14 protein-coding genes are annotated in these 12,800 nt (G+C 70.1%); 8 read left to right on the plus strand and 6 right to left on the minus strand.

The annotated features are described in order from the left end of the window. Positions 1-36 precede the first annotated feature (36 nt). Positions 37-426, plus strand: coding sequence for a winged helix-turn-helix transcriptional regulator (locus tag ACZ7CH_RS02055; RefSeq protein WP_458429950.1), 390 nt, complete (start codon positions 37-39; stop codon positions 424-426). Here the strand turns inward: ACZ7CH_RS02055 and ACZ7CH_RS02060 are convergent. After that, complete coding sequence (locus tag ACZ7CH_RS02060; protein WP_458429951.1) at positions 419-1,534, minus strand: hypothetical protein; 1,116 nt, start codon at positions 1,532-1,534, stop codon at positions 419-421. The genes ACZ7CH_RS02055 and ACZ7CH_RS02060 overlap by 8 nt on opposite strands. A gap of 250 nt (positions 1,535-1,784) precedes the next feature. Between ACZ7CH_RS02060 and ACZ7CH_RS02065 the strand changes: the two genes are divergently transcribed. After that, on the plus strand, positions 1,785-2,192 hold the full coding sequence (locus ACZ7CH_RS02065) for a DUF3151 domain-containing protein (RefSeq protein ID WP_360394259.1): 408 nt from the start codon (positions 1,785-1,787) through the stop codon (positions 2,190-2,192). Between the two features lie 221 nt (positions 2,193-2,413). After that, on the plus strand, positions 2,414-3,574 hold the full coding sequence (locus tag ACZ7CH_RS02070) for an FUSC family protein (protein ID WP_360394261.1): 1,161 nt from the start codon (positions 2,414-2,416) through the stop codon (positions 3,572-3,574). Here ACZ7CH_RS02070 and ACZ7CH_RS02075 read toward each other — a convergent pair. From ACZ7CH_RS02075 to ACZ7CH_RS02085, 3 genes are all read right to left on the minus strand, one after another. After that, positions 3,483-3,734 (minus strand): hypothetical protein, encoded by a 252-nt coding sequence (locus tag ACZ7CH_RS02075; RefSeq protein ID WP_470372979.1) that lies wholly within the window; start codon positions 3,732-3,734, stop codon positions 3,483-3,485. The two genes, ACZ7CH_RS02070 and ACZ7CH_RS02075, sit on opposite strands and share 92 nt — an antisense overlap. Further along, entirely contained in the window at positions 3,734-4,363 is a 630-nt protein-coding gene (locus ACZ7CH_RS02080; RefSeq protein WP_470369823.1) for a GmrSD restriction endonuclease domain-containing protein, read from the minus strand. The genes ACZ7CH_RS02075 and ACZ7CH_RS02080 overlap by 1 nt, the downstream gene beginning before the upstream one ends. A 115-nt stretch (positions 4,364-4,478) precedes the next feature. Continuing rightward, on the minus strand, positions 4,479-5,087 hold the full coding sequence (locus ACZ7CH_RS02085; RefSeq protein WP_470372980.1) for a hypothetical protein: 609 nt from the start codon (positions 5,085-5,087) through the stop codon (positions 4,479-4,481). A gap of 110 nt (positions 5,088-5,197) precedes the next feature. Here ACZ7CH_RS02085 and ACZ7CH_RS02090 point away from each other — a divergent pair, with 110 nt between their 5' ends. The 5 genes from ACZ7CH_RS02090 to ACZ7CH_RS02110 all read left to right on the plus strand — a co-directional run bounded on the left by ACZ7CH_RS02090 (position 5,198) and on the right by ACZ7CH_RS02110 (position 10,094). Then, positions 5,198-6,487, plus strand: a complete 1,290-nt coding sequence (locus tag ACZ7CH_RS02090) for an adenylosuccinate synthase (protein WP_360394269.1) — start codon at positions 5,198-5,200, stop codon at positions 6,485-6,487. A gap of 83 nt (positions 6,488-6,570) precedes the next feature. After that, positions 6,571-7,338 carry an ABC transporter permease gene (locus tag ACZ7CH_RS02095; RefSeq protein WP_470372981.1) on the plus strand — a complete coding sequence of 256 codons (768 nt, stop codon included), beginning with the start codon at positions 6,571-6,573 and terminating at the stop codon, positions 7,336-7,338. Further along, positions 7,323-8,024: an ABC transporter ATP-binding protein gene (locus ACZ7CH_RS02100; RefSeq protein WP_360394273.1), complete on the plus strand. Its 702-nt coding sequence runs from the start codon at positions 7,323-7,325 to the stop codon at positions 8,022-8,024. The genes ACZ7CH_RS02095 and ACZ7CH_RS02100 overlap by 16 nt, the downstream gene beginning before the upstream one ends. After that, positions 8,005-8,973: an ABC transporter substrate-binding protein gene (locus ACZ7CH_RS02105; protein ID WP_360394275.1), complete on the plus strand. Its 969-nt coding sequence runs from the start codon at positions 8,005-8,007 to the stop codon at positions 8,971-8,973. Before ACZ7CH_RS02100 ends, ACZ7CH_RS02105 begins: the two co-directional genes overlap by 20 nt. Beyond that, positions 8,970-10,094, plus strand: coding sequence for an LLM class flavin-dependent oxidoreductase (locus ACZ7CH_RS02110; protein WP_470372982.1), 1,125 nt, complete (start codon positions 8,970-8,972; stop codon positions 10,092-10,094). The genes ACZ7CH_RS02105 and ACZ7CH_RS02110 overlap by 4 nt, the downstream gene beginning before the upstream one ends. Here the strand turns inward: ACZ7CH_RS02110 and ACZ7CH_RS02115 are convergent. Next, on the minus strand, positions 10,084-11,181 hold the full coding sequence (locus tag ACZ7CH_RS02115) for a glycerophosphodiester phosphodiesterase (protein WP_470372983.1): 1,098 nt from the start codon (positions 11,179-11,181) through the stop codon (positions 10,084-10,086). The two genes, ACZ7CH_RS02110 and ACZ7CH_RS02115, sit on opposite strands and share 11 nt — an antisense overlap. A 66-nt stretch (positions 11,182-11,247) precedes the next feature. Then, entirely contained in the window at positions 11,248-12,795 is a 1,548-nt protein-coding gene (locus ACZ7CH_RS02120) for a Na+/H+ antiporter (RefSeq protein WP_360394284.1), read from the minus strand. Between the last annotated feature and the right edge of the window lie 5 nt (positions 12,796-12,800).

Consider the following 12,800-nt stretch of genomic DNA (forward strand, 5'->3'; position numbering starts at 1 on the left):
TCCTGGTAAGGACGTACCTGCAGGTAAGCTCAAGACGTGACGGGAGGTGTCCAGGTGGACCAGACCGGGGTCAAGGCGCGGTATGAGGTGTTTCACACCGACTGCCCGGCGCGCGACATGGTCGACCACGTCACCAGCCGGTGGGGCATCTGGGTGCTGATCTCCCTGCGCGGCGGCGACCTGAGGTTCTTCGAGCTGCGCGACAGCATCCGCGGCATCAGCGAGAAGATGCTCTCCCAGACCCTGCGCGGGCTGGTCGAGGACGGTCTCGTGTGGCGGCACGTCGAACCGACGACCCCGCCGCAGGTCACCTACGGGCTGACGGGGTTCGGACGGGACCTCGGCGAACCGCTGGAGGAGCTGTTCGGCCGGATCACGCGGCACCTCACGGCGTCCGGCCTGACCCGGCCGCAGCCGGTCAGCTGAGTTTCAGCCGCGCGGCCAGCTGGTGCGCCTCCGGCCGGTGGATCACCAGGTCGCCCACGGTCCACAGCACCGCCAGCAGCACGGCCGTGACCGCCGCGGACGAGAACGAGATGGGCGGCGCCCACAGGTACTCCTGCTGCGCCCAGATCCCCACGTACCCGATGGTGGTGACCGCGGCCGACCCGAGCACCGCGGCGGCCGGCGTCGGCATCTTCACGACGTGCACCGCGTCGATCGCGAGCCCCACGACGACCAGGAACAGCGGTACGGCGGACTTCGGGAAGTCGATGCCCGCGAGCAACGGCCAGATCAGGCACCGGTAAGCCACGTACCCGCCCGCGACCGCCGTGGCCGCCCAGACCCGGTCGGTGGTGCGGCGCGCGATCACGAGCACGACGGCCGCGGCCACCAGCCCCCACACCGGGTAGACCCAGTCCGCGATGGGCAGCGCGAAGTTGACCACCGCCTCCCGGCCGACCGGGACGCCCAGCTGGTCGGCGGCGAACTGCAGCAGGATCGGCTCGGCCTCCGGCTTGCCGCTGTCGTAGGCCTGCAACGCGCGCACGCCGTACTCCTGGTGCTGGTTGGGGAACCAGACGTTCTCCAGGACGAAGAACCACAGCGCCACCAGCCCGAACGTCCGCCAGTTGCCGGCGGGGAAGTACTTGATCCACCCGCGGATCGCGCCCGCCAGCATCACCGCCGTCCCCAGGTACAACAGCGCGTGCGAACCGGACCAGCTGGTGATGTCGAGCCCGTTGATCCGGTGGTTGATCACGTCGATCGGCAGCGCGACCAGGAAGATCCCGCACCCGACCTGCATCAGCCGCAGTGCGGCCTTGTCGGCGCCGTACCCGGTGAACGTGTGGAACAGCGTGAGGCCGACCACGATCGCCGTGCCGACCGTGTTGATCAGGTGCGGCGGCGCGAAGTCGTCGCGCAGCCACTTGAAGTGCCACGAGACGTCCCACGACGAGCCGATCAGCTTCAGCAGCAGCCCCACGAGCCACAGCTGGTACAGCTGCCTGGTCAGCGCCGCCGGCGTCTCCCTGCCGGGCACACCCCGCTCCCAGTACGTGTCCCGGAACTGCCTAACCCCCTGGATCATCCGCCCATCATGAGGTGACAGTGGGTGATCATGTTGCCGAAACGCCCCTGGTTTTACCCTGATGTTTCCAATTCGTGTGCACGGACGAGTGAGTGTCATTGCTCCGCCTGGTCCAGAACGGCACCATGCACGCCCATGGGCAAGAAGATCGTCGCCGGTGTGCTCGTCACTGCTCTGCTGCTGGCCGTCGTGGCCGCGGTCATGCGGCTGTTCCTCTCCTAGCCGCGCGCCGTGCGGCAGGATGGACCGCATGGTTGAGAACCTCCTGGGCCCCGGTCCGACCCACCTGCCCGACCGTCCGGAAGCGCAGGCCGCGGCCGACGGCGGGACCGACCCCGCCAAGATCGTGCGCGCGTACCCGGACTTCTCCGAGGCGTGGGCCCTGCTCGCGGAACGGGCGCTGCAGGCCGGCGACCCGGTCGCCGCCTACGCCTACGCCCGCACCGGCTACCACCGCGGGCTGGACCAGCTCCGCCGCTCCGGCTGGAAGGGCTTCGGGCCCGTGCCGTGGGACCACCGGCCCAACCAGGGCTTCCTGCGGGCGCTCGCCGCGCTGGCGCTGGCCGCGCGGGAGATCGGGGAGGACGAGGAGTGGGAGCGCTGCTCGAAGTTCCTCGCGGAGTCCGACCCCCAGGCCCCGGCCGCCCTCGGCCTCTGATCCCACCCCTGGCTGTCCAGGCGTCTGCGAGTACCACCAACCCTTGATCGAGACGCCGCTGACTGCACCCAACTCGCGCACGGGGCGGTTCGCCGTCCCGCTGCGCGCGGTGTGAGGCTGCTCGCCATCGCGGATCGAATCCGGGTCCCCGCAGGTTGTGCCTGGTGGCCGTGGGACGAAGACTGACGGCGGCAGGTGCGGCGGAAGACGGGGTGGCAGTGGTGGGCGTGGTCAGGGACGCGGTCGGACGGGGGTTGACGCGGTGGCGCGCGACCGCGTTGCCGATCGTCCAATGTGCCCTGTCGGCCGGGTTGGCGTGGGTGGTGGCGACGCTCGTCATCGGGCACCAGCACCCGTTCTTCGCGCCCATCGCGGCGGTCGTGTGCCTCGGGGTGTCGCTGGGGCAACGGCTGCGCCGGGTCGGTGAGCTCGTCGTCGGCGTGTCGGTCGGGGTCGGGGTGGGCGACGCGCTCATCGGCTGGATCGGCAGCGGACCCTGGCAGATCGCGCTCGTGGTGGCGCTGGCGATGTCGACGGCCGTGCTGCTCGACGGCGGGTCGGTGATCGCCCTGCAGGCCGGGAGCAGCGCGGTGCTGGTGGCCACGCTGCTGCCGCCCAGCGCGGGCGGCGGGTTCGACCGGATGATCGACGCGCTCACCGGCGGGCTGGTGGGGCTGGCGGTCGCCGCGCTGATCCCGGCGAACCCGGTGATGGTCGCCCACCGGCAGGCGAAAGCGCTCACGGGCACCCTCAGCACGGCCCTGCGGAGCATCGCGGAGGCCATCGACCAGCGCGACGCCGTGAAGGCGGCCGGGGTGCTCGCGGAGTTGCGCAACAGCCAGTCGGCGATCGACGACTACAAGTCCGCGCTGCAGACCGGCAGCGAGATCGCGAAGATCGCGCCGATCCGGTGGCGGTCCAAGGACGAGCTCAAGCGCTACCAGACCGCGGCCGGGCCGGTGGACTACGCGATCCGCAACACGCGCGTGCTGGCCCGCAGGACGATGGCGGCGCTGAAGGCCGAGGAACGGATTCCGGACGGCGTGTCCGGTGTGCTGCAGCGCTACGCCGACGCCGTCGACTGCCTCAGGGGTGAGCTGGAGAGGGGCAGGACGCCGCAGCTGACCAGGGAGGCCGTGCGGGACGCCGCACGGCCGTTGACCGCGCGGCGCCTCGGTGGGGACGGGTTCTCGTCCAAGGTGGTGCTGGCGCAGATCCGCAGCATCGCCGTGGACCTGCTGCAGGCGACCGGGCTGAACCGGGCGGAGGCGATGGAGGCGTTGCCGCCGCTCAGCCCTCCGGCCGGTGCAGAAGAGCCAGGAGCAGGGAGTGGACCGGCTCGTGGTCGCGAGGATCGGTCAGGGCGGACGCAGCGCCCGTGACGGCGTACCACTCTTCCGCGCCTTCATAGCGGACCAGCGCCTGGAACTTCCCGTCGTCGGAGAGGTCCGTGCGCAGTTCGAGGTCGCCGGTCACAACGCCGACCTCGTCGGTCATCACGCCGCCGGGACCCGCCACGAACAGCGAGGAGAGTGACGCCATCAGCACCTTCCGAGCATGTCCGACAAAGCCGATTTCTCCGACGAGTTCACGCTGAGGCTCCAGCGGTACTTGGTGTGTACCCACATCTTGGCGTAGGTGCACCAGTAGGACGTCAGCGGAGGCTTCCACGTCGCCGGCGTCTGGTCGCCCTTCGCCTGGTTCACGTTGTCGGTCACCGCGATGAGCTGCGGGCCGGACATGTCGTTGGCGAACGACTGGCGCTGCGCCGTCGTCCAGGAGGCCGCTCCCGACCTCCAGGCGGCCGCCAGCGGCACGACGTGGTCGATGTCCACGTCGGAGGCCGCGGACCAGGTCGCGCCGTCGTACGGGGAGAACCAGCTGCCGGAGGTGGCGGCGCAGGAGGAGTCGGTGACCACGTTGGTGCCGTCCCGCTTCAGCACGGCCTCACGGGTGTTGCAGGTACCCGACTGGGTGATCCAGTGGGGGAACTTGTCGCGGGAGTAGCCCGTCATCGAACCGTCGGCGCGAACGGTCAGCCCGGCGAGCTCGGCGGTCGCCGTGGCGGCGCTGGGGATGTTCGGCGGTGTCGCGAGTGCAGGGGTGACGAAACCAAGGGTGAGCGCCACCGCGGTGACGGAGACACCGATGATCCGGTTAACTGTTGACATCGTCCCGACCTTCCTGGTTGGAAGTGATCGGAACCACCCTCGGTCACATTGTGCAATTAGGCAATGCCTTCGAGTGACACACGAGTGAACGACAAACGCCGAACAAGCCCTGTTTTTAAAGACCGCGAACCAGCCTCAGGTCTTCCGTGTGGCGGTACCAGGTCCACTTGTCGACCGGTCGCGGGTGCCTGTGCCCGTCGAGCACGGCGGTGGTGGGCAGGCAGCCCAGCTGGAACGCCCGCGGCTTGCTCTCCCGCACCCGTGACCCGAACAGGCGCTTGTTCACGATCCGGACGGTGAGGCCCAGGCCACCCTCGGTGTCGGGCGTGCACTCGATCCGCGACGCCTGACCGCGCAGCACGTTCTCCGCATCGCTGTAACCGACGCCACGAACGGGGGAAAGCACGCCCAGACCCATCAGGACACCGCCGACGTCGTCACGCACGAACGGCACGGGATCCACGTCACCGTTCAGGGCGATGTCCAGTGCCCGCGCCGGGTCCGTCGAGAGGTTCCACAGGGCGGCCACCGCCGACGGTCCGACGGGCACGAACCCGAGGGCCACGGACGCGAGCTTCTCCTTGCGCAGCAACCGAACCCCGACGGCGGCGAGGTCGGCGTCGGTGCCCACGACGACCAGCCGTTCCGCGTCCAGGTGGGGGTCGACGTGCTCCTTGCCGGGGCGGGTGGGCACCACCTGCACGTCGTCACGTTCTGTGATCATTGGCAACTGCGCGTTTCCGCAGGCCAACACGATTCCGTGCACGGTCATCTCCTGGTCTACCCTCGCTTACCGGCGTTCGCTCGAACCAGTCCAAGCGCTTGGAGTTTCACATGCCGGCCGTCGTGCTGATCGGTGCCCAGTGGGGCGATGAGGGCAAGGGCAAGGCCACCGACATCCTCGGTGAGCGTGTCCAGTGGATCGTCCGCTACCAGGGCGGCAACAACGCGGGTCACACCGTCGTCCTCCCGGACGGCCAGAAGTTCGCCCTGCACCTCATCCCGTCCGGCATCCTCACGCCCGGCGTGAAGAACGTGATCGGCAACGGTGTCGTGGTCGACCCCGGCGTGCTGCTCACCGAGCTCGCGGGCCTGGAGGAGAAGGGCGTCGACACCAGCGGCCTGCTGATCTCGTCGGACGCGCACTTGATCATGCCGTACCACGTGGCCATCGACAAGGTCACCGAGCGCTACCTGGGCAAGGCGAAGATCGGCACGACCGGTCGCGGCATCGGCCCCGCCTACCAGGACAAGCTCGCCCGCGTCGGCGTGCGCGTGCAGGACCTGCTGGACGAGAAGATCCTCCGGCAGAAGGTCGAGGCCGCGCTGGACTTCAAGAACCAGGTGCTGGTCAAGGTCTACAACCGCAAGGCGCTCGACCCGGAGCAGGTCGTCGACCAGGTGCTGGAGCACGGTCAGCACTTCGTGCACCGCATCGCCGACACCCGCCTGCTGCTGAACCAGGCGCTCGACCGCGACGAGATCGTGGTGCTGGAGGGTTCGCAGGGCACGCTGCTCGACGTCGACCACGGCACCTACCCGTTCGTCACGTCGTCGAACCCGACCTCGGGTGGTGCGACGGTCGGCTCCGGTGTCGGCCCGACCCGCATCAGCACCGTGATCGGCATCCTGAAGGCCTACACGACCCGCGTCGGCTCCGGTCCGTTCCCGACCGAGCTGAACGACGACCAGGGCGAGTACCTGCGCAAGCAGGGCGGCGAGTTCGGCGTCACCACCGGCCGCTCGCGCCGCACCGGCTGGTTCGACGCCGTGATCGCCCGCTACGCCTCGCGCGTCAACGGCATCACCGACTACTTCCTCACCAAGCTGGACGTGTTGTCCGGCCTGGAGAAGGTGCCCGTCTGCGTGGCGTACGAAGTGGACGGTCGCCGGGTCGACGAGATGCCGATGACGCAGACCGACGTGCACCACGCCGTGCCGGTCTACGAGGAGCTGCCGGGCTGGTTCGAGGACATCTCGCACTGCCGCACGTTCGACGAGCTGCCGGCCAACGCCAAGGCGTACGTCGAGCACCTGGAGAGCATCATCGGCGCCCGCGTCTCCGCGATCGGCGTCGGTCCGGGCCGCGACCAGACGATCGTCCGCCACGACGTTCTCGGCTGACACCGACTATCTCGAAGTACGACGCGTTTTCACGATTTGGGCGTCGTTGACGAAGGGCCACGGCTCGCCTGTAATTCAGCGCCGTGGCCCTTTCCGTTGTTCGAAAACCGACGCTGCCGCCGCGCTGGATCAGCCCGGCGGCGCTGGTTCTGCTGTGGCAACTGGCCAGCTCAACGGGTGTGCTCTCGCCTGAGAAACTGGCGTCGCCGCTGACGGTGGCGGAGTCGGCCGGTGAGCTCATCGCCGACGGCCAATTGGTCGACGCATTTCTCGTTTCGCTGGGCCGCGTTTTCTTCGGATTTCTCATCGGCGGCGTGGTCGGTGTCGCGCTGGGGCTCGCGGCGGGTCTTTCCCGGTGGGGCGAGACGCTGGTGGACCCGCCCGTCCAGATGCTGCGAACGCTCCCGCACCTGGGCCTGATCCCGCTCTTCATCCTCTGGTTCGGCATCGGCGAGGAACCCAAGCTCGCGCTGGTCGCGGCCGGTGTCGCGTTCCCGCTGTACCTGAACCTGCACTCCGGCATCCGGCAGACCGACCCCGGTCTCGTCGAGGCCGCCCGCGTCCTGGGCTACACCCGGTTCGAACGCGTCGTGCACGTCGTCCTGCCCTCGGCCGTGCCGCAGACGCTGGTGGGGCTGCGGATCTCGCTCGGCACCGCCTGGCTGTCGCTGATCGTCGGCGAGCAGGTCAACGCCGACGCCGGCCTCGGCCACCTGATCAACAACGCCCGTGAGTTCCTCCGCACCGACGTCGTCGTGGTCGGCCTCGTGGTCTACGCGCTGCTCGGCCTGTCCACCGACGCCCTGGTGCGGTTGCTGGAGAGGAGAGTGCTGCGATGGCGAGCGCGGTGACGGTGCGCGGTCTGCGCAAGGCCTTCGGGCAGCGGACGGTGCTGGACGGGATCGACCTGGAGATCGCGCCGGGTGAGCTGGTGGCGCTGCTGGGCCGCAGCGGCTGCGGCAAGTCCACGCTGCTGCGCATCCTGGCCGGCCTGGACGACGACTTCTCCGGCACGGCCCAGGTGCCCGGCACGGTGTCGGTCGCCTTCCAGCAGCCGCGGCTGCTGCCGTGGCGCAAGGTCTGGCGCAACATCGCGCTCGGCCTGCACCGGCCGGATGGCCGCCCGGTGGCGCTGAAGGCGCTGGAGGAGGTGCGGCTGCCCGACCACGCCGACGCGTGGCCGTTGACGCTCTCCGGTGGTGAGGCGCAACGGGTGTCGCTCGCGCGGGCGCTGGTCCGCGAACCCGACGTGCTGCTGCTGGACGAACCGTTCGGCGCGCTGGACGCGTTGACCCGCCTGGCCATGCACCACCTGGTGGAGGACCTGTGGGCCCGCCACCGCCCCGCCGTGCTGCTGGTGACGCACGACGTCGACGAGGCGTTGCTGCTCGCCGACCGGGTCCTCGTGCTCGACGAGGGCCGGATCGTCGCCGAGCACCGCGTCACCGAGTCCCGCCCGCGCCGCCGGGCCTCCGTTGTGGAGCAACGCACCCGCGTGCTCGCCGACCTGGGAGTGGATGTTGAGACAGCTGCCTAGGAAGTTGCTCGGGCTGCTCGCCGCGATCCTGCTGACGACCGGGTGCGCCGCGACCGCGCAGGACACCCCGGCCGGTGAGGTCGTGCTGAAGGTCGGCGACCAGAAGGGCGGGGCGAAGGCGCTGCTGACGGCCGCCGGTCTGCTGAAGGACTTCCCGCACGAGCTGGAGTGGTCGACGTTCACGTCCGGTCCGCCGCTGCTCGAAGCCGCGTCGGCCGGTGCGATCGACATCGGCGGTGTCGGCAACACCCCGCCGATCTTCGCCGCCGCCGCGAACGCCAAGATCGCCGCCATCGGCGCGTCGAAGGGGCAGGTCGAGGCCGACGCCATCCTCGTGCCGGAGAGCTCGCCGCTGCGCAGCGTCAGCGAGCTGAAGGGCAGGAACATCGCGGTCGCCAAGGGCAGCTCCGCCCACGGCCAGGTGCTGCTCACGTTGCGCGCCAACGGGTTGACGACCAAGGACGTGACGCTGAACTTCCTGCAGCCCTCCGACGCCTACAGCGCGTTCACCCAGGGCAAGGTCGACGCGTGGGCGGTGTGGGACCCCTACACGGCGCAGGCGCAGCAGGAGGCCAAGGCCCGCGTGCTCACCACCGGTGAGGGCAGGTCCAACGGGTACGGGTTCCAGGTGGCGGGCCGGAAAGCCCTGGACGACAAGGGGAAGGCCCCGGCGCTCAAGGAGTACCTGATCCGCTACTACAAGGCCCAGAAGTGGGCCGACACGCACCGCGAGGAGTGGGCGAAGGCGTGGGCCGCGGAGACCGGGCTCAAGCACGAGGTCGCGCTCGCCGCGGTCAACCGCAACGGCGACCTGCCGGTGAAGATCGACGACACGCTCATCAGGTCGGAGCAGGAGCTCGCCGACGCGTTCACCGAGGACGGGACGCTGCCCGGCAAGGTCGACTTCGCGAAGTTCGTCGACACGAGGTTCCAGGGAGATCTCACATGAGCATCACGCTGCACTGGTTCCTGCCGACCTCCGGTGACGGCCGCACCGTCGTGGAGCACTTCCACGCGCAGCGCGCCCCCGCCGCCGGCGCCCGCCGTGAACCGGACATCGACTACCTGGCGCAGATCGCGCGGACGGCCGAGCAGGTCGGGTTCACCGGGGTGCTCACGCCCACCGGCACGTGGCGCGAGGACGCGTGGCTGACCACGGCCGCGTTGATCAGCCAGACCTCGACGCTCAAGTTCCTGGTGGCGTTCCGGCCGGGCGTGCTGTCGCCGACGCTGGCCGCGCAGATGGCCGCGACCTACCAGCGGATCTCCCGCGGCCGGTTGCTGCTCAACGTCGTCACCGGCGGCGACTCCGTCGAGCAGCAGCGGTTCGGCGACTGGCTCGACCACGACGAGCGCTACTCGCGCACCGACGAGTTCCTGGAGGTCGTGCGCGGGGTGTGGAGCGGGCAGCCCTACTCGTTCCACGGCAGGCACTACCAGGTCGAGGGCGCGACCGTGCTGCGCGCACCGGACCCGGTGCCGCCGATCTACTTCGGCGGCTCGTCCGACGCCGCGCTGCCGGTGGCCGCCGCCAGGGCCGACGTGTACCTGACGTGGGGCGAGCCGCCCGCCGACGTCGCGGCGAAGATCGCACGGGTGCGGGCGCTGACGGACCGGCCGATCCGGTTCGGCATCCGGCTGCACACGATCAGCCGCGACACCTCGGCCGAGGCGTGGGCGGCCGCGGCGCGGTTGCTCGACGCGCTGGACCCGGCTGCCGTCGCACAGGCGCAGGCGCAGCTGGGCAAGTCGGAGTCCGTTGGCCAGCAACGGATGGTGGCCCTGCACGGCGGCGACCTCAGCCGCGGTGTGCGGGGTCTGGAGATCCACCCGAACCTGTGGGCCGGGGTCGGACTGGTGCGCGGCGGCGCAGGGACGGCGCTGGTGGGCTCGCACGCGGAGGTAGCGGATCTCGTGGAGGAGTACCACTCCATCGGGATCAGCGAGTTCATCCTCTCCGGCTACCCGCACCTGGAAGAGGCCTACTGGTTCGGGGAGGGCGTGCGGCCCCTGTTGGAGCAACGCGGGTTGCTCGACGGGGACCGCACGCTCTCACTCGCTAGCGCTTGACCTTGGCCTCGACGGCCGTGTCGGGGTTGTCCGCGAACACGCCGTCGATGCCCTGCTTGAAGAACAGGTCGTACTCCTCGAAGGCCCGGCCGTACGCGGCCGGGTCGGTCGAGGACCGGAAGTCCGCCGGCAGGAACGAGTTCTCGTTGCGGAACGTCCACGAGTGCACGGCCAGCCCGAGCCTGTGCGCGTCCCTGACGACGGTCGTCGGCGCCTTGAGGAACCCGTTGGCGTCCCTGGGGATGATGATGTCCTTGGTCAGGCCCACGCCGTCGGCGTACGAGCGGACCTCGCGCAGACCGGCCGGCGTGACCAGGTCGGCGTAGGTGCGCTTGTCCCCGGCCACGACGAAGTCGTACGGCGCGCCGGAACCGTTGACCAGCTGCACGATCGGCACGCGCAGCGACCGGTTGAGCTCCTTGAGGTTCGCCACCTCGAACGACTGGACGAACACCTTGGCGCCGCGGCGGTTGAGGCCGTTGCGGTTGAGCACGTCGACGAGCTTCGGCTCCAGCGCGAGCCCGATCGACTGGAAGTACGTCGGGTGCTTGGTCTCGGGGTAGATGCCGATCTCGCGGTGCAGCTCCCGGGACAGGCGCTGGGAGAGGTCGATGACCTCCTGCAGCGTCGGCACCTCGAAGCGGCCGTCGTAGAGCGTGTTGCGCGGGCGGATCGCGGGGATGCGTTCCTTGGCGCGCAACGTCTTCAGCTCGGCGAGCGTGAAGTCCTCGGTGAACCAGCCGGTGACCGCGACGCCGTCGATCGTCTTGGTCTTCCTGCGGTCGGCGAACTGCGGCTTGGCGGAGACGTCGGTGGTGCCGCCGATCTCGTTCTCGTGCCGCGCGACCAGCTTGCCGTCCTTGGTGGGCACCAGGTCCGGCTCGATGTAGTCGGCCCCCATGCGCGCGGCGAGCTCGTACGCCGCGAGCGTGTGCTCCGGCCGGTACGCCGACGCACCGCGGTGCCCGATGACGATCGGCCCCTTGTCGTCGTGTGCGGACGCGGAGGGCAGTGACGCCACCACCGCACCCGCGAACACGAGGACCACGGCGGCCAGGCCACGGCCGCGACCCCTCTTGGGATCCATCGTTCGACCTCCCATTTCGTGTTGAGAGCGCACCCAAGCATCGCAACACGAAAAGCAGGTGAACGGTTACTCACGGGACAGTGCCGCCTCCTCCAGGTCGAGCTCGCGCAGCACCCGGAACAGCACCTCGTCGTCGATCTCGCCGGAGTCCCTGGCCTTGATGAACTCGTCGCGCTCGGCCTTCAGCATCACCCGGCGCAACCGCCGGTACGCCGCGGCCGGGCTCTCCTCGTCCTGGCGCCCCAGGCGTTCCCACGCGGCGTTGCCCCGGTGCTCGGCGAGCGACCGCAGCTGGTCGCGCACGTGGTCGGGCACCTCGTCGACCTCCTGGTCCAGCCGGTCGACCGCGGCCCGCGCCGCCCGGTGCTGCACCTGGGCCTCCGCCAGCGCGTCCTGCCGCGCGTCGTCGCCCTCGAAGCCGATCTTGCCGATCAGCCACGGCAGCGTCGTGCCCTGCAGCAGCAGCGTGGCGACCGTCACGACGAACGCGCAGAACACGATGATGTCGCGGCCAGGCACGTCCGGCGGGATCGCGGCCGCCGCGGCGAGCGTGACCACACCGCGCATGCCGGCCCACGAGATCACCGTGAGCTGACCGGTGTGCGGCGGCCGTTCCCGTTCCCGCAGCTTCTTCGACAGCCGGTACGGGATCCACGCGGCCGGGTACATCCAGGCGAACCGGGCCAGCACCGTCGCCAGCAGCACCGCAGCGGCACCGAGCAGCAGGCTCGCGTTGAGGTCGGCGGCACCGATGATCGAGGACAGCTGCAGGCCGATCAGCGCGAAGACGAACGACTCCAGCAGCACGTCCAGGGCCCGCCACACCGCCGCGTCCTGCAACCGGGTGGTGTAGGTGCCGCGCGGCGAGTGGTGACCGACGTACAGGCCGGCCACGACGACCGCGAGCACACCGGAGACGTGCGCGACCTCCTCCGCGAGCAGGTAGGCGCCGAACGGCACCAGCAGGCCCAGCGCGCTCTCCAGCACACCCTCGCAGAGCCGCTTGCGCAGGAACCTGACCACCACGCCCACGGCCAGGCCGACCGCGATGCCGCCCGCCGTGACCAGCAAGAACAACCCGACGCCCTCGACCGGGTGCATGGCGGCGCCGGCCGCGGCGGCCACCGCCACCTTGAACGCGGTCAGCGCCGTGGCGTCGTTGATCAGGCTCTCGCCGACCAGCAACGTCATCGCGCGGCGCTGGAGGCCCAGCTTGCGCCCGATGGCGACCGCGGCCACGGCGTCCGGCGGTGCCACGACGGCACCGAGGACCAGCGCGGCGGCGAACGGCAGGTCGGGGAACACCAGCTTCGCCGTCAGCCCCACCACGAGCGTCGTGAACAGCACCAGGCCGATCGCGAGCAGGCCGATCGGCCGCAGGTTCGCGCGGATGTTGAGGTAGGAGCTGTCCAGCGCGGCGCTGTAGAGCAGCGGCGGCAGCACGACCAGCAGGATCAGGTGCGGGTCGATCTCGAACTCCGGCACGCCGGGTATGAACGACACCACGAGCCCGACGGCGACCAGCACCAGCGGTGCCGACCAGTTGAGCCGACGGGCGATGGACGTGACGACCAACGCCCCGAGCAGCAGCAGCAAGACTTCAGGCCCGACCATGCGCT

The organism is Lentzea sp. NPDC037011, assembly GCF_055607425.1.

Excerpts from the sequence above, each read along its gene's own strand:
- ACZ7CH_RS02060 (WP_458429951.1), bottom strand. The coding sequence starts at position 1,534 with ATGATCCAGGGGGTTAGGCAGTTCCGGGACACGTACTGGGAGCGGGGT.
- ACZ7CH_RS02065 (WP_360394259.1), top strand. The coding sequence starts at position 1,785 with ATGGTTGAGAACCTCCTGGGCCCCGGTCCGACCCACCTGCCCGACCGT.
- ACZ7CH_RS02075 (WP_470372979.1), bottom strand. The coding sequence starts at position 3,734 with ATGGCGTCACTCTCCTCGCTGTTCGTGGCGGGTCCCGGCGGCGTGATG.
- ACZ7CH_RS02080 (WP_470369823.1), bottom strand. The coding sequence starts at position 4,363 with ATGTCAACAGTTAACCGGATCATCGGTGTCTCCGTCACCGCGGTGGCG.
- ACZ7CH_RS02085 (WP_470372980.1), bottom strand. The coding sequence starts at position 5,087 with ATGATCACAGAACGTGACGACGTGCAGGTGGTGCCCACCCGCCCCGGC.
- ACZ7CH_RS02090 (WP_360394269.1), top strand. The coding sequence starts at position 5,198 with ATGCCGGCCGTCGTGCTGATCGGTGCCCAGTGGGGCGATGAGGGCAAG.
- ACZ7CH_RS02100 (WP_360394273.1), top strand. The coding sequence starts at position 7,323 with ATGGCGAGCGCGGTGACGGTGCGCGGTCTGCGCAAGGCCTTCGGGCAG.
- ACZ7CH_RS02105 (WP_360394275.1), top strand. The coding sequence starts at position 8,005 with ATGTTGAGACAGCTGCCTAGGAAGTTGCTCGGGCTGCTCGCCGCGATC.
- ACZ7CH_RS02110 (WP_470372982.1), top strand. The coding sequence starts at position 8,970 with ATGAGCATCACGCTGCACTGGTTCCTGCCGACCTCCGGTGACGGCCGC.
- ACZ7CH_RS02115 (WP_470372983.1), bottom strand. The coding sequence starts at position 11,181 with ATGGATCCCAAGAGGGGTCGCGGCCGTGGCCTGGCCGCCGTGGTCCTC.
- ACZ7CH_RS02120 (WP_360394284.1), bottom strand. The coding sequence starts at position 12,795 with ATGGTCGGGCCTGAAGTCTTGCTGCTGCTGCTCGGGGCGTTGGTCGTC.